21 protein-coding genes are annotated in these 22261 nt (G+C 71.7%); 11 read left to right on the plus strand and 10 right to left on the minus strand.

Annotation, left to right across the window (positions count from 1 at the left end; all coding sequences use genetic code 11):
- The first annotated feature begins 110 nt into the window (after window positions 1–110).
- The gene (pepN, locus tag EJC51_RS17525; RefSeq protein ID WP_126271939.1) at window positions 111–2687 is read left to right on the plus strand and encodes an aminopeptidase N; all 2577 of its coding nucleotides are present in this window, start codon (window positions 111–113) and stop codon (window positions 2685–2687) included.
- A gap of 284 nt (window positions 2688–2971) precedes the next feature.
- Here the strand turns inward: pepN and EJC51_RS17530 are convergent, their stop codons facing one another.
- The 3 genes from EJC51_RS17530 to EJC51_RS17540 are packed head-to-tail and all read right to left on the minus strand — an operon-like array spanning window position 2972 to window position 5802.
- Window positions 2972–3874, minus strand: coding sequence for a LysR family transcriptional regulator (locus EJC51_RS17530; RefSeq protein WP_126271940.1), 903 nt, complete (start codon window positions 3872–3874; stop codon window positions 2972–2974).
- Window positions 3875–3892: 18 nt separating this feature from the next.
- Entirely contained in the window at window positions 3893–4798 is a 906-nt protein-coding gene (locus EJC51_RS17535) for a DMT family transporter (protein WP_126271941.1), read from the minus strand.
- A gap of 50 nt (window positions 4799–4848) precedes the next feature.
- Window positions 4849–5802 (minus strand): EamA family transporter, encoded by a 954-nt coding sequence (locus EJC51_RS17540; RefSeq protein ID WP_126271942.1) that lies wholly within the window; start codon window positions 5800–5802, stop codon window positions 4849–4851.
- A gap of 107 nt (window positions 5803–5909) precedes the next feature.
- Here EJC51_RS17540 and EJC51_RS17545 point away from each other — a divergent pair, with 107 nt between their 5' ends.
- Window positions 5910–6419 carry a MarR family winged helix-turn-helix transcriptional regulator gene (locus EJC51_RS17545; RefSeq protein WP_126271943.1) on the plus strand — a complete coding sequence of 170 codons (510 nt, stop codon included), beginning with the start codon at window positions 5910–5912 and terminating at the stop codon, window positions 6417–6419.
- Window positions 6420–6425: 6 nt separating this feature from the next.
- Here EJC51_RS17545 and EJC51_RS17550 read toward each other — a convergent pair whose 3' ends face one another.
- Window positions 6426–7883 (minus strand): FAD-dependent monooxygenase, encoded by a 1458-nt coding sequence (locus EJC51_RS17550; RefSeq protein WP_126271944.1) that lies wholly within the window; start codon window positions 7881–7883, stop codon window positions 6426–6428.
- A 156-nt stretch (window positions 7884–8039) separates the two neighbouring features.
- Here EJC51_RS17550 and EJC51_RS17555 point away from each other — a divergent pair, with 156 nt between their 5' ends.
- On the plus strand, window positions 8040–8642 hold the full coding sequence (locus EJC51_RS17555; protein WP_126271945.1) for a TetR/AcrR family transcriptional regulator: 603 nt from the start codon (window positions 8040–8042) through the stop codon (window positions 8640–8642).
- A gap of 116 nt (window positions 8643–8758) precedes the next feature.
- Here the strand turns inward: EJC51_RS17555 and EJC51_RS17560 are convergent, their stop codons facing one another.
- From EJC51_RS17560 to EJC51_RS17570, 3 genes are all read right to left on the minus strand, one after another.
- Complete coding sequence (locus tag EJC51_RS17560; protein WP_097264192.1) at window positions 8759–9034, minus strand: hypothetical protein; 276 nt, start codon at window positions 9032–9034, stop codon at window positions 8759–8761.
- 131 nt (window positions 9035–9165) lie between these two features.
- Entirely contained in the window at window positions 9166–11247 is a 2082-nt protein-coding gene (malQ, locus tag EJC51_RS17565; RefSeq protein ID WP_126271946.1) for a 4-alpha-glucanotransferase, read from the minus strand.
- Window positions 11248–11451, minus strand: coding sequence for a hypothetical protein (locus EJC51_RS17570; RefSeq protein WP_126271947.1), 204 nt, complete (start codon window positions 11449–11451; stop codon window positions 11248–11250).
- A gap of 208 nt (window positions 11452–11659) precedes the next feature.
- Between EJC51_RS17570 and EJC51_RS17575 the strand changes: the two genes are divergently transcribed.
- From EJC51_RS17575 to EJC51_RS17585, 3 genes are read left to right on the plus strand one after another with little or no spacing between them, the layout of a single operon-like run.
- Window positions 11660–12193, plus strand: a complete 534-nt coding sequence (locus EJC51_RS17575; RefSeq protein WP_126271948.1) for a PadR family transcriptional regulator — start codon at window positions 11660–11662, stop codon at window positions 12191–12193.
- Window positions 12190–12876: an ABC transporter ATP-binding protein gene (locus tag EJC51_RS17580; RefSeq protein WP_126271949.1), complete on the plus strand. Its 687-nt coding sequence runs from the start codon at window positions 12190–12192 to the stop codon at window positions 12874–12876. Before EJC51_RS17575 ends, EJC51_RS17580 begins: the two co-directional genes overlap by 4 nt.
- On the plus strand, window positions 12873–14243 hold the full coding sequence (locus tag EJC51_RS17585) for an ABC transporter permease (protein WP_244362682.1): 1371 nt from the start codon (window positions 12873–12875) through the stop codon (window positions 14241–14243). Before EJC51_RS17580 ends, EJC51_RS17585 begins: the two co-directional genes overlap by 4 nt.
- A gap of 131 nt (window positions 14244–14374) precedes the next feature.
- On the opposite strand, the gene EJC51_RS17590 is transcribed toward EJC51_RS17585, so the two are convergent.
- Complete coding sequence (locus tag EJC51_RS17590; protein WP_079308460.1) at window positions 14375–14911, minus strand: HNH endonuclease; 537 nt, start codon at window positions 14909–14911, stop codon at window positions 14375–14377.
- A 292-nt stretch (window positions 14912–15203) separates the two neighbouring features.
- Here EJC51_RS17590 and EJC51_RS17595 point away from each other — a divergent pair, with 292 nt between their 5' ends.
- Window positions 15204–16292, plus strand: coding sequence for a mechanosensitive ion channel family protein (locus EJC51_RS17595; protein ID WP_126271950.1), 1089 nt, complete (start codon window positions 15204–15206; stop codon window positions 16290–16292).
- A 53-nt stretch (window positions 16293–16345) separates the two neighbouring features.
- Here EJC51_RS17595 and EJC51_RS17600 read toward each other — a convergent pair whose 3' ends face one another.
- Together EJC51_RS17600 and EJC51_RS17605 are read right to left on the minus strand one after the other, a co-directional pair.
- Complete coding sequence (locus EJC51_RS17600; RefSeq protein ID WP_126271951.1) at window positions 16346–16933, minus strand: hypothetical protein; 588 nt, start codon at window positions 16931–16933, stop codon at window positions 16346–16348.
- Window positions 16930–17547 carry a hypothetical protein gene (locus EJC51_RS17605; protein WP_126271952.1) on the minus strand — a complete coding sequence of 206 codons (618 nt, stop codon included), beginning with the start codon at window positions 17545–17547 and terminating at the stop codon, window positions 16930–16932. Before EJC51_RS17605 ends, EJC51_RS17600 begins: the two co-directional genes overlap by 4 nt.
- Before the next feature lie 301 nt (window positions 17548–17848).
- Here EJC51_RS17605 and EJC51_RS17610 point away from each other — a divergent pair, with 301 nt between their 5' ends.
- The 4 genes from EJC51_RS17610 to EJC51_RS17625 are packed head-to-tail and all read left to right on the plus strand — an operon-like array spanning window position 17849 to window position 22254.
- Window positions 17849–19042 (plus strand): ROK family transcriptional regulator, encoded by a 1194-nt coding sequence (locus EJC51_RS17610; RefSeq protein WP_126271953.1) that lies wholly within the window; start codon window positions 17849–17851, stop codon window positions 19040–19042.
- A 42-nt stretch (window positions 19043–19084) separates the two neighbouring features.
- Window positions 19085–20416 carry an ABC transporter substrate-binding protein gene (locus EJC51_RS17615; protein ID WP_126271954.1) on the plus strand — a complete coding sequence of 444 codons (1332 nt, stop codon included), beginning with the start codon at window positions 19085–19087 and terminating at the stop codon, window positions 20414–20416.
- Complete coding sequence (locus tag EJC51_RS17620) at window positions 20416–21357, plus strand: carbohydrate ABC transporter permease (protein ID WP_126271955.1); 942 nt, start codon at window positions 20416–20418, stop codon at window positions 21355–21357. Before EJC51_RS17615 ends, EJC51_RS17620 begins: the two co-directional genes overlap by 1 nt.
- A 3-nt stretch (window positions 21358–21360) precedes the next feature.
- Window positions 21361–22254: a carbohydrate ABC transporter permease gene (locus tag EJC51_RS17625; protein WP_126271956.1), complete on the plus strand. Its 894-nt coding sequence runs from the start codon at window positions 21361–21363 to the stop codon at window positions 22252–22254.
- The last annotated feature ends 7 nt before the right edge of the window (window positions 22255–22261 follow it).

Raw genomic sequence — 22261 nt, forward strand, 5'->3', positions numbered from 1 at the left:
TCCCGCCTGTCTTCCCCGGTCACCGGCGGGTTCCGGACATCGCGTTTCGTCCGGCTCCCATGGAAGGATGGCGGAACCGCCGAACCTACCCATAACGAGGAGATGACCGCGTGCCTGGCACAAACCTGACTCGCGAAGAGGCTCAGCAGCGAGCCCAGCTGCTCACCGTCGAGTCCTACGAGATCGATCTCGACCTCTCCGGCGCGCAAGAGGGCGGTACCTACAGGTCCGTGACCACGGTGCGCTTCGACGTGGCCGAGAGCGGCGCGGAGTCCTTCATCGACCTGGTGGCCCCCGAGGTCCACGAGGTCACCCTGAACGGCGACGCGCTCGACCCGGCGGAGGTCTTCAAGGACTCCCGCATCGCGCTCCCCGGCCTGCTCCAGGGCCGCAACGTCCTGCGTGTGGCGGCGGACTGCGCCTACACCAACACGGGCGAGGGCCTGCACCGTTTCGTCGACCCGGTCGACCAGCAGGCGTACCTGTACACCCAGTTCGAGGTGCCGGACGCCCGCCGCGTCTTCGCCTCCTTCGAGCAGCCGGACCTGAAGGCCACCTTCCAGTTCACCGTGAAGGCCCCGACCGGCTGGACGGTCATCTCCAACTCCCCGACGCCGGAGCCCAAGGACGACGTCTGGGAGTTCGAGCCCACCCCGCGGATCTCGTCGTACATCACGGCGCTGATCGTCGGCCCGTACCACTCGGTGCACAGCGTGTACGAGAAGGACGGCCAGTCCGTCCCGCTCGGCATCTACTGCCGTCCCTCGCTCGCCGAGTTCCTCGACTCGGACGCGATCTTCGAGGTGACGCGGCAGGGCTTCGACTGGTTCCAGGAGAAGTTCGACTACGCGTACCCGTTCAAGAAGTACGACCAGCTGTTCGTGCCGGAGTTCAACGCGGGCGCGATGGAGAACGCGGGCGCGGTCACCATCCGCGACCAGTACGTGTTCCGCTCCAAGGTCACGGACGCCGCGTACGAGGTCCGTGCCGAGACGATCCTCCATGAGCTGGCCCACATGTGGTTCGGCGACCTGGTCACCATGGAGTGGTGGAACGACCTGTGGCTGAACGAGTCGTTCGCCACGTACACGTCGATCGCCTGTCAGGCGTACGCGCCGGACAGCCGCTGGCCGCACTCGTGGACGACGTTCGCCAACTCGATGAAGACGTGGGCGTACCGCCAGGACCAGCTGCCCTCCACGCACCCGATCATGGCGGAGATCCGCGACCTGGACGACGTCCTGGTCAACTTCGACGGCATCACGTACGCCAAGGGCGCGAGCGTCCTCAAGCAGCTCGTGGCGTACGTCGGCATGGACGAGTTCTTCGCGGGCGTGCAGGCGTACTTCAAGCGGCACGCGTTCGGCAACACGCGGCTGTCGGACCTGCTGGGCGCGCTGGAGGAGACCTCCGGCCGCGACCTGGGCACCTGGTCGCAGAAGTGGCTCCAGACGGCGGGCATCAACATCCTGCGCCCCGAGATCGAGACGGACGAGCACGGCGTCATCACGTCCTTCGCCATCCGCCAGGAGGCCCCGGCCCTCCCGGCGGGCGCGAAGGGCGAGCCGACGCTGCGCCCGCACCGCATCGCGGTCGGCCTGTACGAGCTCGACGAGGACAGCGGCAAGCTGGTCCGCGACGAGCGCGTCGAGCTGGACGTCGACGGCGAGCTGACGGCCGTGCCGCAGCTGGTCGGCAAGCGCCGCCCGGCGGTCGTGCTGCTGAACGACGACGACCTGTCGTACGCGAAGGTCCGCCTGGACGAGCAGAGCCTGGCGTTCGTGACGGAGCACCTGGGCGACTTCGAGTCCTCGCTCCCCCGCGCCCTGTGCTGGGCGTCGGCCTGGGACATGACGCGCGACGCCGAACTCGCGACCCGCGACTACCTCTCCCTGGTCCTGTCCGGCATCGGCAAGGAGTCGGACATCGGTGTCGTGCAGTCCCTGCACCGCCAGGTGAAGCTGGCGATCGAGCTGTACGCCGACCCGGCGGCCCGCGAGGCGCTGCTGACCCGCTGGACCGACGCCACGCTGGCGCACCTGCGGTCGGCGACCGCGGGCAGCGACCACCAGCTGGCGTGGGCGCGCGCGTTCGCGGCGACGGCCCGTACGCCGGAGCAGCTGGACCTCCTGGAGGCCCTGCTGGACGGTTCGCACACCATCGAGGGCCTGGCCGTGGACACCGAGCTGCGCTGGGCGTTCGTGGAGCGCCTCGCGGCGGTGGGCCGTTTCGACGAGGCCGAGATCGCCGGCGAGTACGAGCGGGACAAGACCGCGGCCGGCGAGCGCCACGCGGCGACCGCCCGCGCGGCCCGTCCGACGGCGGAGGCGAAGGCGGAGGCCTGGGCGCAGGTCGTGGAGTCCGACAAGCTCCCGAACGCGGTCCAGGAAGCGGTGATCGGCGGCTTCGTCCAGACCGGTCAGCGTGAGCTCCTGGCCCCCTACACCGACAAGTACTTCGAGGTGGTCAAGGGCATCTGGGACACCCGCTCCCACGAGATCGCCCAGCAGATCGCGGTCGGCCTGTACCCGTCGGTCCAGGTCTCGGAGGAAACCCTGGCCAAGACGGACACCTGGCTGACGTCCGCCGAGCCCAACGCGGCCCTGCGCCGGCTGGTCTCGGAGTCCCGGGCGGGCGTGGAACGCGCGCTGAGGGCGCAGGCTGCGGACGCGGCGGCGACGGAGTAGTAGGCGGTACGTGGATGGGGGGCGCCCGGAGTGATTCCGGGCGCCCCTTGTCGTGGGACGCCAGGGGCGGGGGACGGCAGCTTGAGACGCGTGTGCGGGCCGGTGGGGGCTGGTCGCGCAGTTCCCCGTGCCCCTTGAGCACCTGCGGCGGGCGCCAGTCTTCATGCATCCCCGCCTAGCTGCGGGCAGTCGTGCCGCTGGGGCGGCACGGGTGGGCGCAGCGGCACCCCGCCAACGCGGGTGAGTGACACCCCCCGGCCTCAGCCCCTCACCCCGCCGCACCCTCAACCCACCCCCGCAGCAACCCCCTCCAACGCCCCCAGCACCCGCCCCACCACAACCCCCGCCTCACTACCCCGCCGTACCGCCGCCACCACATGCCGTACAGGCCGGTCCGCCCCCAGCTCCCGCATCACCACCCCGCCCCTCCCCACCGCAGCCATCCGCGGCACCAACGCCACCCCCATCCCCGCCTCCACCATCGCCAGGATCGCCGTCCACCCCGCCGCCGAGTGCCCCTGCCGAGGCGTGAACCCGGCCGCTTCGCACGCCCCGCGCGTAATGTCCGACCACGGCCCGCTCCCCCCGAAGATCCACGGCTCCCCGGCCAGGTCGGCCAACCGCAGGCCCGGCACGCCCGCCAGCTCATGCCCGCGGGGCAGAGCCACATCCAGCGGGTCCGCCAGCAGCTGCACCCGCGTGAACCGTCCGTCCCCCACCACCGGCGCCTGCGCGGCCAGCGACAACGCGAGGTCGACCTCCCCCGCCGCCAGCAGTTCGTACGCCTCCCCCGCCTCCGCCTCCCGCACCCGCACCTTCACCCCGGGAGCGGAATCCCGCAGCGCCCGCACAGCGGGTACGACCAGCGCGGGCACCGCGGTCGAGAAGGCGCCGACCCGGACCTCCCCCACCTCACCCCGCAGATGCGCCGCCAACTCCGCGTCCGCCCGCTCCAGTTGCTCGAACACCGCCTCGGCATGCCGCAGCACGAGCAGCGCCGCGTCCGTCAGCCGCACCCGCCGCCCCTGCGCCTTCAGGAGCGGCACCCCCACCTGCTTCGCCAGATTGGTCAGCTGCTGCGACACCGCCGACGGAGTCATCCGCAGCGCCTCGGCCGTCGCGGTCACGGTGCCCTGCTCCCGCAGTGTCCGCAGGATGCGCAGTTTCCGGATGTCCCACTCGACCATGAGGGCAACCTACGCAAGCTAGGAGGCGGCGCCCAACATCACCCCGCCGAGGATCAGCGCCATGCACAGCACCTGGACCGGTCCGACCCTCTCTCCGAGCACGGCCCACGACAGCAGGGCCACACACACCGGCTGGAGGTAGTAGACGGCCCCGGCACGGGCCGCGCCGACGAGGGCGATCGCCTTGTTCCAGGCCAAGAAGGCGACGGCGGAGGAGGCGACTCCGACGTACAGCAGCGGCAGCAGCGTCGCGGTCGTCGGCGTGAACCCGCCCTGGACCGCCACACTCACGCCCTGCGCGGGCAGCAGCAGGCCGGCCCCGACGAGGAACGTGGTGAACAGGAAGGCGGTACCCCCGAGTTCGGCGGGCCGGCGCCGCAGCAGCGCGCTGTACGCGGCGAAGCAGCAGGCCGCGCCGATCATCCACAGGTCCCCGGCCGCGAACCCGGCACCGCCGCCCATCAGCAGCAGCACCCCCACGCAGGCCACCACCAGCCCGGCGGCCCGGCGCCGCCCCAGCCGTACGCCGGACGCCCGCTCGAACACCGCCATCAGCACCGGCGACGCGGCCATGATCATGCCCATCGTGGCGGCCGGGGTGGTCAACCCGGCCTGGTTGACCAGGGTGTTGTAGACGGTGACGCCGAGGAACGAGGCGAGGACGACGTATCCGAGGTGCCGGCGGATCGCCGCCCGCTGCCGCCAGGCCTGCCGCGCCCCGAACGGGGCGACCGCCATGAGCGCCACGATCCAGCGCCAGAAGGCCTGCTGAACGGGCGGCACGCTGTCGTGCAGCGCACGCGAGGTGACGAAGCTGCCCGACCAGACGACGGTCGCGAGGGCGGCGCAAACGACCCCGAGGGCGGCGGTCTGCGCGGCCCTCGGGGTCGTACGGGTGGGGGTCCTTTCGAGGACGTCGGTCACGTAGGTCCTCCACTGCTGACTGCTCGGTGATCTCGGTGATCTCGGTGGAGCTACCGTCGCAGCGCCGGACCTGTCACGTCCATCGAATCTTTACGAGCGTTCTTTTCAGTAAAACTGAACGTTTGGATCGGGGCACCAGCCGTCGCCCCCGGGGTCCGCTGCCGCAGCTGGCCGACCACCGTCGCCCCGAACGCCAGCGCCATACCCGCCAGCTGGACCGGCGTCAGCGCCTGGCCGAGCGCCGCCCAGCCGACGACCGCCGCGGTCAGCGGGGAGAGCGGGCCGAGGAAGGTGACCTGGGTGGCGGTGAGGCGGCCGATACCGCGGAACCACAGCCAGTAGGCGACGGCCGTGTTGGCGAGCGCGAGGTAGAGGTAGCCGCCGATCGCCCGCCCGTCGAGCGCCGGCGGGGCGCCCTCGACCAGGAAGGCCAGCGGCGCGATGAGCAGCCCGCCCGCGGTCAACTGCCAGGCGGTGAGCGCCAGCGGGCCCACCCCCTCGGGCCGGCCCCAGCGCTTGGTCAGCACGGTGCCGGTGGACATGGAGGCGGCGGAGGCGAGCGCCGCCAGCACGCCGACGACATCGAGGGCCCCGGCCGCCTTCAGTACGACGAGACTGACGCCGAACGCCGCCACGACCCCGGTGAGCACGCTCCGGGTCGTGGGCCGCTGCCCGAGCAGCACCGCCGAGAGCCCCACCACGAACAGCGGCCCGACCGACCCGACGACCGCCGCCATCCCGCCGGGCAGCCGGTACGCCGACAGGAACAGCAGCGGGAAGAAGGCGCCGATGTTCAGCGCGCCGAGCACCGCGGCCTTCCCCCACCAGATGCCGCGCGGCAGCACCCGGGCGAGGGCGAGCAGGACCAGACCGGCGGGCAGGGCCCGCATGAGGCCGGTGAACAGGGGGCGGTCCGCCGGGAGGAACTCGGTGGTGACGGCGTAGGTGGTGCCCCAGGAGACGGGGGCGAGGGCGGTGAGCAGGACGGTCGCGGCGCGGTTCACGACGACACCCTTCTGAAGGTCGCTTGGTGGTAATTAGCTTAGCGCTAAGCTACTTACTGTCAACCCACTTTCTTGCGGGCGACCGGAACCGGGCGGATACTCTCCGCATGAGTGCACCGCGCAAGGACCCCGTCGACGCGATCGTCGACCAGTGGGCGGCCGTACGTCCCGACCTCGACACCAAGGCGATGGAGGTCTTCGGACGGATCTTCCGCCTCTCCCGCGCTATGGGCGACCGCATGGAACGGGCGTACGCGCCCCATGGGATCTCCCGCGGCGAGTTCGACGTCCTGGCCACCCTGCGCCGGTCCGGCGAGCCCTACACCCTCTCCCCGCGTCAGCTCTCCGGCACGCTGATGCTCACCACCGGCGGCATGACCGGCCGCCTCGACAAGCTGGAACGCGCGGGCCTGATCCGCCGCTCCCCCGACCCCCACGACCGCCGCGGCCTCCAAGTGACCCTGACGGAGAAGGGGTTGGCCACGGTCGACGAGGCGGTCGGCGCCGGTCTGACCGCCGAGGCGACGGCCCTGTCCACCCTGAACGCCGAACAGGCCGACCAATTGGCCGACCTGTTGCGGGAGTTGCTCGCGGGCACGGAGGAGACGGGCCGCTAGAGCCGGTCAGCTGCCGAGGTGGGCGGTGAGCGCCGCCTCGGTCCGGGCGGGGTCCGCCGCGTCCGCCGCCCAGGCCACGTATCCGTCGGGCCGTACCAGCACGGTCGTACGGCGGTCGGTCGTCCAGTGGGCCACCGTCAGCCGGTCCTTGCGGGCACCCTGGTCGTCGTACGCCTCCGGGGTGATCAGTACGAACCGGCCGCCGCGCAGCACCTCGTAGAGGCGACCGCCGGTCAGGGCGACGTCGGGGACGCGGGTACCGGTGAGGCGATGGGCGCCGCGGGGAGCCGGGTAGCGGTAGCCGATGCCGGAGACCTGGCCCAGCGCCTTGCGCTGCACCGGGCGGGCTACGTTGACGAAGGCCGACACCAGGCCCCGCAGGGCACGCAGCGCCGGGTTCTGCGCGCGGGCCAGCCGGACCAGCCCGCCGCTGCTGCGCAGCACCGCCTTGCCCACCGGGTGCCGCTCGGCCTCGTAGGTGTCCAGGAGCCCTTCGGGGGCCCGTCCCTGGACGGCGGCGGCCAGCTTCCAGCCGAGGTTGGCCGCGTCCTGGAGGCCGGTGTTCATGCCCTGGCCGCCGGCCGGGGAGTGGACGTGCGCGGCGTCCCCGGCGAGGAAGACCCGGCCGACCCGATAGCGCGGCGCCTGGCGCTCGTCGCTGTGGAAGCGGGAGAGCCAGCGGGCGTCGTGCATGCCGTAGTCGGTGCCCAGGGCGCGGCGCGTGACCTCCTTGATCTCGTCCAGGTCGAGCGGGGCGTCGTCGGGGACCTCGTGCCGGCGGTTCCAGCCCATCACCCGGTACCAGCCGTCGCCGAAGGAGGCGATCATCGCGAAGGCGTCGTCCGCCCCGTTGACGGTGAGCACGCCCTCGGGCTTCTCGGCGAGCCGGACGTCGGCGAGGAAGAGGGACTTGATGACGGCGACGCCGGGGAAGTCCACGCCGATCGCCCGGCGCACGGCGCTGTGGTGGCCGTCGGTGCCGACGACGTAGTCCGCGCGGAGCGTGGCGGTCACCCCGTCCGGGCCCCGTACGTCGAGGTCGACCCCGCCGTCGTCCTGCCGCAGCCCGACGACCTCGCTCTCGTACCGGAACTCCACCCCCGCCTCCCGCGCCCGCCGCTCCAGCAGCCGCTCGACCTCGTACTGCGGGGTGATGAGCAGGAACGGGAAGCGGGACTCCAGCGTCCCGAGGTCGAGCGACAGCCGACGGAAGAGACGCAGGCCGGTGATGGTGTCGCCGGTGGCCAGCAGGTCGTCGGCGAGGCCGCGGGCGTCGAGCTGCTCCAGGGTGCGGGCGTGGACACCGAAGGCCCGGGAGAGGTTGCTGATCTGGTGCGGGCGCTTCTCGACGAGGGTGACCGGGACGCCGGCGCCGGCGAGGTCACCGGCGAGGAGCAGGCCGGTGGGGCCGGAGCCGACGACGATCACGGGGTGGGTGCCGGTGCCGGTGCCGGTGCCGTTCATGGTGGCCTCCTGTTGCCAACATGTGTTTGCCAACGGTTGTTGGCCAACGCTCGTTGAGGAGAGTAGGGCTGGGTGCACCAGGAAGTCAACAGTTGTTGGCAAACGGTTGCTGGCAAACGGTTGTTGGCAAACAGGTGTAGGCCTACACTCGTAGGCATGACCACCACCCCCGCGCCCCCCAATCCCAACCCCCGCCCCGGCCCCCGCCCCCGTCGCTCCGACGCGACCCGTGACGCGATCCTCGTCGCGGCCAGGGAGCGGTTCGCCACCGACGGGTACGAGCGGGCCACCATCCGCGCCATCGCCAAGGACGCGGGCATCGACCCGTCGATGGTGATGCGCTACTACGGCAACAAGGAGGGCCTGTTCGCGGCGGCCGTCGCGGTCGACCTGAAGCTGCCGGACATCGGCGGGCTCTCCCCGCGGGACGTCGGCGCGGTCCTGGTGCGGCACTTCCTCGACATGTGGGAGGACGACGAGGTCCTCACCGCCCTGCTCCGGGTCGGCGCCACGAATCAGGCCGGGGCCGAGCGCATGCAGGGCATCTTCCGGGACCAGTTGCTGCCGGTGGCCCGGCAGGTGTGCCCCGACCCCGAGCAGATCCCGGTGCGGGCCGCGCTCACGGCGTCGCAACTGCTGGGGCTGGCACTCACCCGGTACGTGCTGCGGATTCCGCCGGCGGTGGCGCTGCACCCCGAGGAGATCGTGGCGTGGCTGGGCCCGACGGTGCAGCGGTATCTCACGGCGCCGAACCCCTAGAAACACGGCCCCGCGAACACACTGAGGGCGCCGGCCTGACCCCGTACGGCGGTTGCGCGTACGCGGGACAGGGCCGGCGCCCTCGGGAAACCTGTGTTGACCTGGGTGAACCCCGGTCAGGCGTTGGCCTTGGCCTTCGCCTTGCTCTTGGGCACGCTCACCCGGTGGTCCGCGTGCGACTTGTCCAGGACCAGTACCAGGCCCGCGATGACCCCGAAGATCACGAGCGGGGCCGCGACGAAGAGGCCCAGCGTCTCGATGACGCTCAGGCCGGACCCGGGGTCGTCACCGTCGTCCCGGGTGAGCGCGAGCGCGGGAGACGTCATGAGCAGCATCATCAGCGTCGTACCGGCAGCCAGAGCACCGGCGCGCAGGGCGTTCTTCTTGTCCACGGTGCCAAAGTATCTAACGCCGCTCGAGCCCGCGCGCCCGGGGGTACGTATGAGCTGCCGCCGCCCATCCGCCCAGCCGCGGGCAGCCGCACCACAAGCCGCCCCCCACCCCCCACCCAAGCAGCCGCCCCTCAAGCCCCACTCCCGTCCAGCCCCCGCTCCCGCAACACGTCCACCAACGCGTACAACCGAGGCTCCCCCGCCAACTCCTCCAGCGTCACCGCCCGCCCCTCCGCATCCGCGATCGGCAACCGCCAGTTCGGATACTGATCCCACGTCCCCGGCAGGTTCTGCGGCCGCCGGTCCCCCACCGCGTCCGGCAACCAGACCCCCACCAGCCGGGCGGGCGTGCGCAGCAGGAACCGGTGCACGGCCTGCACCTCGGCTTCCTCCGTCGACGTGCCGCGCCCACCCCCCGCGGCGTGCAGCAGCCCGAGGCGTGAAAGCACCTCCAGCCACTCCCCGGTGTCGGCGGCCGCCTCGGCCCGTTCCTCGGCCAGCCCGCGCGTCAACAGCCCGAGCCGGTGCCGGAGTTCGACGTGTTCTCCGGTGAGCCGGGCGGCGGTGGACGGCAGGTCGTGGGTGGTGGCGGTGGCCAGACAGTCCGCGCGCCAGCGCTCCGGCGGCAGGGGCCGGCCGTCCCCCTCCCAGTCCCGCTCGAACCACAGCACCGACGTGCCGAGCACCCCCCGCTCACGCAGCGTCTCGCGCACCCCGGGCTCCACGGTCCCCAGGTCCTCGCCGATGACCATCGCCCCGGCCCGCGAGGCCTCCAGCACGAGGATCGCGAGCATGGCCTCGGCGTCGTAGCGGACGTAGGTGCCCTCGGTCGGCGGCAGCCCCTGCGGGACCCACCAGAGGCGGAACAGGCCCATGACGTGGTCGATGCGCAGCGCACCGGCGTACCGAAACAGGGCGCGCAGCAGGCGGCGGTAGGGCGCGTAACCGGACTCGGCGAGACGGTCCGGGCGCCAGGGCGGCAGCCCCCAGTCCTGGCCGCGCGCGTTGAAGGCGTCCGGCGGGGCGCCGACCGACATCCCGGCGGCGAAGTACTCCTGCTGCGCCCAGGTGTCGGCGCCCTGCGGGTGCACGCCGACCGCGAGGTCGTGGACGACACCGACGCCCATCCCGGCGTCGCGGGCCGCGCGCTGGGCGGCGGCGAGTTGGGCGTCGGTGAGCCAGGCGAGCCATGACCAGAAGTCGACGCGGTCCATCAACTCGGCGCGGGCGCGGGCGGTTTCGCCGGACCGGGGGTCGCGCAGCGCGGCCGGCCAGCGGCTCCAGTCCGAGCCGTGCACCTCCGCGAGCGCGCACCAGGTGGCGTGGTCCTCCAGTGCCTGGCCCTCCTGGGCGAGGAAGTCGGCGTAGGCGGCGCGCCGGCCGGGCCCGAGGGGGACCTCGTGGACGAGTTCGAGCGCCTCGCGCTTGAGCTCCCACACGGCGTCCCGGTCGATCAACGCCCCTTTCTCCAGGACCGATTCGCGCAGGAGCGCGGCCCGTTCCGAGAGTGCGCGGACGCGGTCGCGGTCGGCGACGTACGGGTACTCGTCGACGTCCTCGACGCGCAGGTGCACCGGGTCGGGGAAGCGGCGGGAGGAGGGGCGGTAGGGCGAGGGGTCGGTGGGGGCGCCGGGTACGGCCGCGTGCAACGGGTTGACCTGCACGAATCCGGCGCCGAGCGCGCGTCCGGCCCAGGCGGTGAGTTCACCGAGGTCGCCGAGGTCGCCCATGCCCCAGGAGCGGCGGGAGAGCAGGGAGTAGAGCTGGACGAGCAGTCCGTACGAGCGTCCGGTGGGGGTGGGGAGCCGGGCGGGGGCGACGACCAGATGGGCCTCGGCGACCCGGCCGTCCGGCGCGGTGGCGGTCAACGAGTGGACTCCGGGCGGGAGTTGGTCGACCGCGGAGCGGGTCTCGCCCTGCTCGGTCGTGATGCGCAGCCGGGTGCCGTCGGGGAGGGCGTCGAGGGCGGCGGACGGGGTGCCGCTCCAGCACACGACCGTCGGCGGCAGCAGCCGTGCGCGCAGCTCGCGCTCACGGGCGGCCAGCGCCGCCGCGGGGTCGGCGGTGTCGACGCCGAGGGCGGTGAGGGTGCGGGTGACGGCGGCGGCCGAGGCGTCGACGGTGCGGTCCGGGGCGGGGCGGTAGGAGGTGGCGACGCCGTGCAGCCCGGCAAGCCGGGAGAGGTCCTCGGACGGGGGCTCGGCAGCGGTCATCTACAACTCCGCATCGGCATCGGACTCGCTGGTCAACGGGGCGGCGTCGGCCAGCGGCGGCTCGCTGGTCAGGGGCTCGGCGTCGGGCAGGGGCGGTTCGCTGGTCAGCGGCGTCTCGACGCAGGCGCCCTCGGCGCTGAAGACACAGTCGTGCGCGCCGAGGAACGCCTCGGGTTTGGAGAGGGGGTGTGCCGGTGCGGCCACGGGGGCCTCCTTGTGGGGAGTGTCCTGTACGACGTGCGGATACCGCAGCCCTACCCAGCGGAAGCGACGACAGACGTGCGGAAGCGAACAACGCGGCTCTCGTCACATTCTGTCCGTTCCGAAGAGCCACGCAAGATCACCGGGAGAGCCCCGCAAGATCACAGACCACTATTCACTCAGTACATGTATCGAGTGCATAATGATCGCCATGAGCACCCGCCACATCCTGCTGGGGCTGCTCGCCTCGGGGCCGAGCCATGGCTACGACCTGAAGCGGCGCCACGACGAACGTTTCCCGCAGGCCCGTCCGCTGGCCTACGGGCAGGTCTACACGACCCTGCAACGCCTGGTCCGCGACGGTCTGGCCGAGGTCGACGCCACCGAGTCCGACGGCGGCCCGGAGCGTACGACGTACCGTGCGACGGCCGACGGGGAGCGGGAACTCGCCCAGTGGGCAGGGGAGATCGCCCCGCCGGCCCCCTTCGTCACCAACGAGATCTTCGCCAAGGTCGTCGTCTCGATCCTCTCCGGCGGCGACCCGGAGGCCTATCTGCGCGCCCAACGCGCCGCCCACATGGCCCGGATGCGGGAGCTCACGCACGTCAAGACCGCCAAGGGCGCCGATCTCGCGACCGTCCTCTCGGCGGACTACGCCCTCAACCACCTTGACGCCGACCTCCGTTGGATGACCACGACGGCGGCCCGGCTGACCACTCTGACCGCGGAGGTCGACACAGCATGAGCACCACAGTGCCGCTCCTGGCGGCGCGTGACCTCGTGAAGGCGCACGGCCCGACCGAGGCCCTGCGCGGCGCCTCCCTCGACCTGCGGGCCGGCGAGATCCTGGCCGTGACCGGCGCCAGCGGCAGCGGGAAGTCGACGCTGCTGCACTGCCTCGCGGGCATCGTCCGCCCGGACGAGGGCTCGGTGAGCTACGCAGGGGAGCAGCTCCACACCCTGCCGGAGAAGCGGCTGAGCGAGCTGCGGCGCACGGACTTCGGGGTCGTGTTCCAGTTCGGGCAGCTGATCCCGGAGCTGACGGCGCTCGACAACGTGGCCCTGCCGCTGATGCTGGCGGGCGCGGCCCGCAAGGACGCCCAGGTCCGGGCCCAGGAGTGGCTGGAGCGGTTCGGTGTGCTGGGGCAGGAGGCGCTGCGGCCCGGCGAGATGAGCGGCGGCCAGGCCCAGCGGACCGCGCTGGCCCGGGCCCTGGTCACCGACCCGAAGGTGGTCTTCGCGGACGAGCCCACGGGCGCGCTGGACTCCCTGGCGAGCGAACAGGTGATGACGGCACTGACCCACACGGCCGGCGAGCGCGGCACGGCGGTCCTGCTGATCACCCACGACGCCCAGGTCGCGGCCTACGCGGACCGCGAGGTCGCACTCAGCGACGGGATCGTGGTCCCGCAGGAGGTGGCGGCGTGACGACCTGGACGCACCTGAGCGCCGATCTGCGCCTCGCCTGGCTGCTCACCCGGGGCTCGGACCGCCGGGAGGGGTGGCGGGCCCTGCTCCTCGCCGTCGGGGCGGCACTGGCGACCGGCCTGGGGCTGGTGATCGCCGCGCTCGTGCCGCTGGAGGGGCAGCTCACCGTGCCGGTCGGCGGCGGACTGCTCGACCAGCCCGGTACCCGGGCCGGCGTGATCGCCGCGCTCCTGCTGCTGTTCATACCGGTGCTCGGGTTCGTCGGCCAGTGCGCCCGCATCGGCGCCGTGCACCGCGACCGGCGGCTGGCCGCGCTGCGGCTCGCGGGGGCCACCCCCGCGCAGACGCGGCGGATCGCCGCGCTGGAGTCGGGGCTGGCCTGTCTGGTGGCGGCGGCGGTGACCACGGTGTTCGCCGTGCTGACCCTGCTCCGGATCTGGCGGCACCCCGACCCGGCGGCCTGGGCGGGCATCGCGGTGGTGGCGGTGGGGGTGCCGGTGCTGGGCACGGCGGTGAGCGCGCTGGCGCTGCGCCGGCTGATCGCCTCGCCACTGGGCTGGGTACGGCGGGTGCGGCCGGCCCGGGGTCCCGGACGGCTGTTCCGGGCGGCGACCGCGCTGCTCGTGCTCCTCGTGGTGTATGTGGCGGCCACTCCTGTGTTCGGCAACCCGCTCCGGTTCACACTCGGCCCGCTCACGATCTTCGCGATGTGTCTGCTGGTCGGCGCGGTGGCGGTGTGGCTGACCGGCGCCTCGGCCCGGCAACTCGGCGAGGGCCTGGCCGCCCGCGCCAAGAGCCCGGCGGTGCTGATCGCGGCGGAACGGCTGCGCGACGACCCGTGGGCGGCGGCCCGTACCCATGCCGCGGTGCTGCTGGTGACGGTCGTCGGCTCCGGGTTCATGGGGGTACGGCAGGTGATGCTGTCGCTCCTGCACGAGCGGGGGAGCCACTACGCGGAGCCGGTCGGCTACTACGAGAACGGCCTGAACCTCACGGGCCTCGCCGTCCTCGTCGCCCTCGTCCTGGTGCTCACCGCGCTCGCGGTCGGCACCGCCGAGTCCGTCGCCACCCGGCGCCGGGGCCTGGCCGCGCAGACGGCGAGCGGAGTGCCGTACGCGGTGCTGGCGAAGGCCACCCTGCTGGAGACGGCGATCCCGCTGGCCCCGGCGACCGCGCTGGCCGGGCTCGGCGGACTGACGATCGGCGTCTGGTCCTCCTCCGTCGCCTCCGAGCACGGGGCGCCGGTGGTGCCGTACCTGGCGCTGCTCGTCCCGGTGGCCGTGTACGCGGCGAGCCTGCTGGCCGCCGCGACCTCGCTGCCGCTGCTGCGCCGCTCAGCGCGCCCGGCGGAGCTGCGGTACGCCTGAGACGGCCGTGATCACTGCCCCGTGGGCACGCACGACCGTGGCCCGGCAGGCACCCACGACTGTTGTCCCGGGGGCACGGGGGACCCCCGGGACAGCACACCCACGGGACAACACGAAGGCCCGGATCGTCGTCAGGCGGAGATGCCGTCGATCCGGGCCAGGGCGTCGTCCGCGCCGTACGGCTGCAAGTACGGCAGCCAGCGCGGGTCCCTGTGCCCGGTCCCGATGATGCGCCAGGCCAGGCCGGTGGGCGGAGCGGGTTTGTGACGCAGCCGCCAGCCGATCTCGAACAGGTGTCGGTCGGCCTTCACGTGGTTGCAGCGGCGGCACGAGGCCACCACGTTGTCCCACACGTGCTTGCCCCCGCGGCTGCGCGGGATGACGTGGTCGACGCTGGTTGCGACGCCACCGCAGTACATGCACCGGCCCCCGTCGCGGGCGAACAGCGCACGACGGGTCAGAGGAACGGGCCCCCGATAGGGAACCCGGACGAATCGCTTGAGCCGGACCACGCTTGGTGCGGGGACTGTGACGGTTGCGCTGTGCATGAAGGCGCCGGACTCCTCAAGGCACACGGCCTTGTTTTCGAGCACGAGGATGAGCGCGCGGCGAAGCGGTACGACGCCCAGTGGCTCGTACGACGCGTTGAGGACCAGGACATGCGGCACGGATGCCTCCTTGGGCGTCGGCGGCGCGTGGCTCGCGCCGGGACGATCTGTAGTCAGTCTCCCCTCATGCCTGGTGGAAGCGCCACCATCTCCCGGTAACGGGCTGGGAGTGTTTTCGACCACACCTGCGACCACTGCTTTCTTCATCCCCAGGTGAGCACGGTCTCTCCCTCGAACATGGCAACGATCCCCACACGATGCACCGTTAGTGTGGTGGGTCTGCCGCCCGGTGACCTTTCCGTGACCTTGACCATCAGCCGGGTGGCGGACGCTGCACCTGGAGGTACCTGCCGTGTCCTTGCCCGCCGTCCTACTGGCCGCGACCCCGTCGCCCTCTCCGTCGGAGAGCGGGGTCGCGACCGTCCCCTCGCTCCAGGACGCCCAGGAGGGCGCGACGAACGCCGCGAGCTGGGTCGAGCAGAACTGGTCGACCTGGCTGGCGATCGGGCTGCGCGTCCTGCTGATCCTGGTGATAGCGGCGGTGCTGAGAGTCGCGGTGCGGCGGGCGATCACCAAGCTGATAGACCGCATGAACCGCACGGTCCAGGCGGTCGACGGCACGGCGCTCGGCGGCCTGCTGGTGAACGTGGAGCGCCGCCGTCAGCGCTCCCAGGCGATCGGCTCGGTGCTGCGCTCGGTGGCCAGCTTCCTGATCATGGGCACCGCGGCGCTGATGATCCTGGCCACCTTCGAGATCAACCTCGCCCCGCTGCTGGCCTCCGCGGGTGTCGCGGGTGTCGCGATCGGTTTCGGCGCCCGCAACCTGGTCACGGACTTCCTCTCCGGCGTCTTCATGATCCTGGAGGACCAGTACGGCGTCGGCGACACCATCGACGCGGGCGTGGCCTCCGGCGAGGTCATCGAGGTCGGCCTGCGCGTGACGAAGCTGCGCGGCGACAACGGCGAGATCTGGTACGTCCGCAACGGCGAGGTCAAGCGCATCGGCAACCTCTCGCAGGGCTGGGCCACGGCGGGCGTCGACGTCACCCTCCGCGCGTCCGAGGACCTGGACAAGGTGAAGGCGACGATCGGCGAGGTCGCCGAGCGGATGAGCAAGGAGGAGCCCTGGAACGAGCTCCTGTGGGGCCCGATCGAGGTCCTGGGCCTCGACAGCGTCCTGCTCGACTCGATGGTCGTGCGCGTCTCCGCGAAGACGATGCCGGGCAAGGCCCTGACGGTGGAACGCGAACTGCGCTGGCGCGTCAAGCGCGCCTTCGACGCGGCGGACATCGACATCGTCGGCGGCCCGGCGGTGGCGGCGGACCCCGAGCCGGCCCCGGACCCGACGGCGGCCGTGGCGGCCCCCTCGGTCTACTCCAACACGGCGTCCCCCCAGGCCGAGGCGGCCACCCCCCTGGCCCCGCCGAGCGTGCCGAAGTAGCAGGCGGTACGAGGAGGGCGGCACCCGGTGTGATCCCGGGCGCCGCCCTTCCGTCATCCCGCGGCCGTCCCCCTCAGCCCCAGCTGTCGCGCCACCTGGCACACGGCGACGTACGACGTGCCCTTGCGCAGGCCGGCCACGCCGAGGTGGTGGTCGCCTTCGCGGAGGTCGACGAGGACCGTTCCGGAAGCCGCGTCGAAGGACAGGGAGCCGTGCACCGAGTGGTCCGCGCGGCGGCCCGGGCGCCACAGGAAGCGGACCTCCTCCTGGCCCTTCCCGGCGATCTCCTGCCCCTTCCCGGCGATGAGGAAGGCCCGGTCGGAGGAGGTCAGTCGGTCGCGTATGCGCTGTTGCCAGCCGTCGGAGACGTCCGCCGAGCGCAGCGGGTGCGTCTGCCGGTCGTCCAGGACGTGCACGGAGAACGCGAGTCCCGCCGTCCGCGACCGGCGCCGCAGCCACGCCCACACCAGCACCGCCCAGAGCAGGCTGACGGTGCCCCAGGTGAGCGGCGCGATCACCAGCGACCGCCCCAGGTTGCCCCAGGTGAATCCGTCGTCAACGAGCCCGGCCAGCAACTGGACGACCATCAGCGGCGACTGGACGGCCACGGCCGCCCGCCAGCACGCCAGGAGCAGCTTCATGAACCGTCTCCGCAGGCCAGGGTGTACGCCTCGGTCACCCAGCGCTCCTTGTCGCCGTGCTCGGCGGGGTCCACGCCGCACCGCAACGAGGCGCCGCTGCTGCCGTACCAGGTGCTGACGCTGCCGTACACCGGCGTCGTACCGCCGCAGTCCGCCGTGAAGCTCGCGTCGACGGCCCGTACGCCCCAGGCGGAGACGAAACGGCCCGAGCCGCCCAGGAAATCGGCGACGTCGGGGTGTTCCACGGTCGCGGACGACCGGCCGGGCCCGGCCACCTCGAACGCGTCGCCGAGGCGCTTGTCGAGGGACGCCAGGACCCGTTCGGTCGAGAGCCCGGCCCCGCTCGTCTCGACCCGCGGCACCAGCTCCCGCACCCGGACCGGCAGCAGCCGCACGTCCCCGGCGTCCTTGCCCACCGTGACGACCCGCGACACGGCGACAAGGGTCCGTTCCTCGTTCACCCGCCCCCATCGGATCGCCCCCGTACAAGCCGACGCCGACGCCGTCCTGGTCACGCGGGTCGTCGCCCTGGTGTCGTCCCCGCCCACCCGGCACCCGGACAGACCGCCCGCCACCGCGCACGCCAGCACCACCACCGGCACGGCACGTCGCACCGCATTCCTCACGCCCCACCCCCACCGCGCCCCGAACCCACGTTCGCAGCCGATCGATGAAAAGCCGGAAAGCTGTGAAGAAGCACGCCCCGACCTGCGGGAAGGCGTGATCGTGATGAACTCGTTGCGCCCCCGGTACCGGGCTCGCAGGTAACGACTCCGTTTCCCGCGAGGGCGGTTTCCTTCACCCCCTTGACTCCCCCACGGCCCGGACCTATGTTCCCTGCATCCGATAGGAAACCTTCCTAACAGTCACGGTCCGTAGAGTCTGCTGCGGAACATTCCCGGGAGAGGGGCACACATGGCCGGCACCCCGCGCACACTCCGCGCCATGAACGACCGTGCCGCCCTCGACCTCCTCCTGGAGCACGGGCAGCTGTCCCGCACCCGCATCGGCAAACTCACCGGCCTGTCCAAGCCGACCGCCTCCCAGCTCCTGGCCCGCCTCGAAGCGGCGGGCCTGGTCCTCGCCGGCGGCACCACCGAGGGCCGCCCGGGCCCCAACGCCCAGTTGTACGAGGTGAATCCGGCCGCCGGGTACGCCGCCGGCCTCGACGTCACCCCCGAACGCATCCTCGCCGCCGTCGCCGACATCACCGGCCGCACGATCGGCTCGTACGAACTGCCCACCCCGGGCAGAAGGACCGGCACCCCGGTCGTCCAGCAGGTCACCGACGCCCTCGACGGCGCCCTGAAGGCGGCCGGGCTGGTCCGCGCCGACGTCCACCGGCTCGTCATCGGCACCCCCGGCGCCTTCGACCCGGGCACCGGCCGGCTGCGCTACGCCTCCCACCTCCCGGGCTGGCACACCCCCGCCCTCCTGGGCGAACTCGCCGCCGCGCTGCCGATGCCGGTGGAGTACGAGAACGACGTCAACCTCGTCGCCGTGGCCGAACAGCGGCTCGGCGCGGCCCGCGGCCACGACGACTTCGTCCTGCTGTGGAACGAGGGCGGCCTCGGCGCGGCCCTCGTCCTCGGCGGCCGGCTGCACCGCGGCTGGACCGGCGGCGCGGGCGAGGTCGGTTTCCTGCCGGTGCCGGGCACCCCGCTGGTACGGCAGGTCACCAAGGCCAACAGCGGCGGCTACCAGGAGCTGGCCGGTTCGCAGGCCGTCCCCCGGCTCGCCCGCGAACTCGGCATCGACGACATCCCCAGCGGCCCGTACGCCGAGGTCGCCGCCGCCCTCGTCGCCCGCGCCGCACACTCCGAAGACCCCGCCCACCAACAGCTGCTGGAGACATACGCGACCCGCCTCGCCACCGGTCTGGCCTCGCTCGTCTCCGTCCTCGACCCGGAACTCGTCGTCCTGAGCGGCGCTTCCCTCACCGCCGGCGGCGAGCGGCTGCGCGCGCTCGTCCAGTCCGAACTGGCGGAGCTGGCCGCGGCCCGCCCCCACCTCGTCGTCGGCGACGTACGCGAACAGCCCGTGCTGCGCGGCGCGTTGGAGAGCGCGCTGGCAGCCACCCGCGACGAGGTCTTCGACACCTCGCGCTGAGCCCTTCCCTCATCCCCTTCCCCGCCCCAGGGAGACTTCGCCATGCCCAACCGTGCCCGAACAGCGGCTTTTACCCTGCTTTCCTCCGTCGCCCTCCTGACCACGGCCTGTACCGGCCAGTCCAGCTCCGGCGCCGACGACGACGCCTCCAAGGAGACGACCATCAACTTCTGGCACGCCTGGAGCGCGGACTCCGAGGTGAAGGCCGTGAAGGCACTGGTCGCCGGTTTCGAGAAGGCGCACCCCAACATCCACGTCAACGTCGTCGGCAACATGACCGACGACAAGATCAACCAGGCGCTGCGCGCGGGCGGTTCCAAGGCGCCCGACGTGATCTCGTCCTTCACCACCAACGCCGTCGGCAAGTTCTGCTCCTCCGGCGCCCTGGTCGACCTCAACCCCTTCTTCGAGAAGGCGAAGATCGACCCGGACAAGACGTTCCCGGCGGCGATGAACGAGTACACCCAGTTCGACGGCAACCGCTGCTCGGTCCCGCTCCTCGGTGACGCCTACGGCCTCTACTACAACAAGACGGCCTTCGAGAAGGCGGGCATCAGCGCCCCGCCGAGGACCTGGTCCGAATTCGAGGCCGACGCCAAGAAGTTGACCGTCCCGCAGGGCGACAGCTTCAAGCAGCTCGGCTTCATGCCGAACTACCACGGCTGGGAGACCACGACCGAGCACTACCTGGGCCAGTTCTCGCCCACGTACTTCGACAAGGACGGCAAGTCGACGATCGCGAAGGACCCGGCCGTCGCCGCCGCCTTCACCGTCCAGAAGAAGCTGGTCGACGCCCTCGGCGGCTACCGCAAGCTGGAGACGTACCGCGCCAAGCTCGGCGACGAGTGGGGCCCCAAGCACCCCTTCCACACCGGTCAGGTCGCCATGCAGCTCGACGGCGAATGGCGCCTGGGCATGGCCCTGGACGCCAAGCCCGGCTTCGAGATCGGCGTCGCCCCGCTGCCCGTCCCGGACGACCAGGCGGACCAGTACGGCAAGGGCTACATCACCGGCACCATCGCCGGCATCGCCGCCACCAGCAAGAAGCAGAACGCGGCCTGGGAGCTGGTCAAGTACATCACCACGGACACGGACGCGGTGGTGAACTTCTCCAACGCCATCCACAACGTGCCCTCCACGCTCGCCGCCCTGAAGTCCCCGAAGCTGAAGTACGACCCGCGCTTCAAGACCTTCCTGGACATCGCGGCGAACCCGGACTCGACGACCGCCCCGTCCTCGGTCAACGGCGGCGTGTACCTCACCACGGTCCAGGAACTCGGCTACGCCTACGAGAGCGGCAAGGTCACCGACCTCCACAAGGGCCTCGCGGACGCGGCGCAGCAGATCGACACGGACATCGCGCAGGCGAAGTGATGGCCACGATCACCCTGGCGTCGAAGCGCCGCAGGTCGGCGCTGCGCACCCTCGCCTTCATGTCCCCCTGGCTGATCGGCTTCGCGGTCTTCTTCGCGTACCCGCTGATCTCGACGGTCTACTTCTCGTTCATGCACTACGACGGCTTCAGGCCGCCGACATGGAGCGGCACCCAGAACTGGACGTACGTCTTCCAGCACTACCCCTTCTTCTGGCCGGCCCTGCGCAACACCCTGTGGCTGGTCGTGGTGATGGTCAGTCTCCGGGTCGTGTTCGGACTCGGGATCGGCCTGCTGATCACGAAGATCAAGACGGGGACTGGGGTCTTCCGCACCCTGTTCTACCTGCCCTACCTGGCCCCTCCGGTGGCGGCGACGATGGCCTTCGCCTTCCTGCTCAACCCCGGTACGGGCCCGGTCAACTCGGTCCTGGAGAAGGTCGGCATCCCGGCGCCCGGCTGGTTCAACGACCCCACCTGGTCCAAGCCGGCCCTCACCCTGCTCGCCCTGTGGGGCATCGGCGACCTGATGGTCATCTTCATGGCCGCGCTGCTCGACGTACCCCAGGAGCAGTACGAGGCGGCCGAGTTGGACGGGACCTCCGCCTGGCAGCGGTTCCGGTACGTCACGCTCCCGAACATCTCGCCGATCGTGATGTTCGCGGTGGTGACCGGCGTGATCCAGACGATGCAGTACTACACCCAGCCCCTGATCGCCGGGAAGGTCGCCTCGGGCGTGATCCAGGGCGCCGGCACCCAGTTCGAGCCCGGCTACCCGGACAAGTCCACGCTCACCCTCCCCCAACTCGTCTACAACCTCGGCTTCCAGCGCTTCGACTACGGCTCGGCCTGTGTCGTCGCCCTGGTCCTCTTCGCCCTCTCGATGGCCTTCACCGCGTTCCTGATGCGGCGCCGGGGCGGCCTGATCCAGGCAGGTGACTGACCGATGACCCAAGTACTGGACAGGCCCGCACAGGTGCGCACCCCCGCCGGCCCCGCCGAACGAACGGCCCGCCGCAAGGCGCTCCTGGAATGGATCGCGGTCCACTCCCTCGGCCTCGCCGCCGCCCTCTTCTTCACCCTCCCCTTCGTGTTCGTGTTCCTGACCTCCCTCATGAGCGACACCCAGGCCCTCAGCCGGGACCTGATCCCGCACACCTGGGAGTGGGGCAACTACCGCAGGGTCTTCGACACCCCGGGCTTCCTCACCTGGTGGCGCAACACGCTCCTGTACGCGGGGGCGGGCACGGCGCTCACCGTCGTCTCCTCGCTCCCCGTGGCGTACGCGCTCGCCAAGTTCCGCTTCCGGGGCCGCAATCTGTCCCTGATGCTGGTGATCTCGATGATGATGCTGCCGCCGCAGGTCGTCATCATCCCGATGTACCTGTTCTGGGCGAAGCAGCTGGACCTCTCCGGCACGCTGTGGCCGCTGATCATCCCGATGGCGTTCGGCGACGCGTTCTCGATCTTCCTGCTCCGCCAGTTCCTGATGACGATCCCGAACGAGTACGTGGACGCGGCGAAGGTCGACGGCTGCGGCGACCTGCGCACCCTCCTGCGGGTGGTCGTCCCCATGGCGAAGCCGGGCATAGCCGCGGTGGCCCTGTTCCAGTTCTTCTACGCCTGGAACGACTACTTCGGCCCCCAGATCTACGCCTCGGAGAACCAGAACGCCTGGACCCTCAGCTACGGCCTGGAGTCCTTCAAGGGCATGCACCACACCGACTGGAACCTGACCATGGCCGCGACCGTGCTGGTCATGGCCCCCGTGATCCTCGTGTTCTTCTTCGCGCAGAAGGCGTTCGTGGAGGGTGTCACGCTCACCGGAGTGAAGGGTTAGTCCCGCA

It is taken from the genome of Streptomyces aquilus (assembly GCF_003955715.1).
GTDB classification, from domain to species: domain Bacteria; phylum Actinomycetota; class Actinomycetes; order Streptomycetales; family Streptomycetaceae; genus Streptomyces; species Streptomyces aquilus.

What these genes read in the sequence shown, in the direction of transcription:
- EJC51_RS17530 (WP_126271940.1), bottom strand. Translation starts at nt 3,874, where the DNA reads ATGGTCGAGTGGGACATCCGGAAACTGCGCATCCTGCGGACACTGCGG.
- EJC51_RS17545 (WP_126271943.1), top strand. Translation starts at nt 5,910, where the DNA reads ATGAGTGCACCGCGCAAGGACCCCGTCGACGCGATCGTCGACCAGTGG.
- EJC51_RS17550 (WP_126271944.1), bottom strand. Translation starts at nt 7,883, where the DNA reads ATGAACGGCACCGGCACCGGCACCGGCACCCACCCCGTGATCGTCGTC.
- EJC51_RS17555 (WP_126271945.1), top strand. Translation starts at nt 8,040, where the DNA reads ATGACCACCACCCCCGCGCCCCCCAATCCCAACCCCCGCCCCGGCCCC.
- malQ (WP_126271946.1), bottom strand. Translation starts at nt 11,247, where the DNA reads ATGACCGCTGCCGAGCCCCCGTCCGAGGACCTCTCCCGGCTTGCCGGG.
- EJC51_RS17575 (WP_126271948.1), top strand. Translation starts at nt 11,660, where the DNA reads ATGAGCACCCGCCACATCCTGCTGGGGCTGCTCGCCTCGGGGCCGAGC.
- EJC51_RS17580 (WP_126271949.1), top strand. Translation starts at nt 12,190, where the DNA reads ATGAGCACCACAGTGCCGCTCCTGGCGGCGCGTGACCTCGTGAAGGCG.
- EJC51_RS17600 (WP_126271951.1), bottom strand. Translation starts at nt 16,933, where the DNA reads ATGAAGCTGCTCCTGGCGTGCTGGCGGGCGGCCGTGGCCGTCCAGTCG.
- EJC51_RS17610 (WP_126271953.1), top strand. Translation starts at nt 17,849, where the DNA reads ATGGCCGGCACCCCGCGCACACTCCGCGCCATGAACGACCGTGCCGCC.
- EJC51_RS17615 (WP_126271954.1), top strand. Translation starts at nt 19,085, where the DNA reads ATGCCCAACCGTGCCCGAACAGCGGCTTTTACCCTGCTTTCCTCCGTC.
- EJC51_RS17620 (WP_126271955.1), top strand. Translation starts at nt 20,416, where the DNA reads ATGGCCACGATCACCCTGGCGTCGAAGCGCCGCAGGTCGGCGCTGCGC.
- EJC51_RS17625 (WP_126271956.1), top strand. Translation starts at nt 21,361, where the DNA reads ATGACCCAAGTACTGGACAGGCCCGCACAGGTGCGCACCCCCGCCGGC.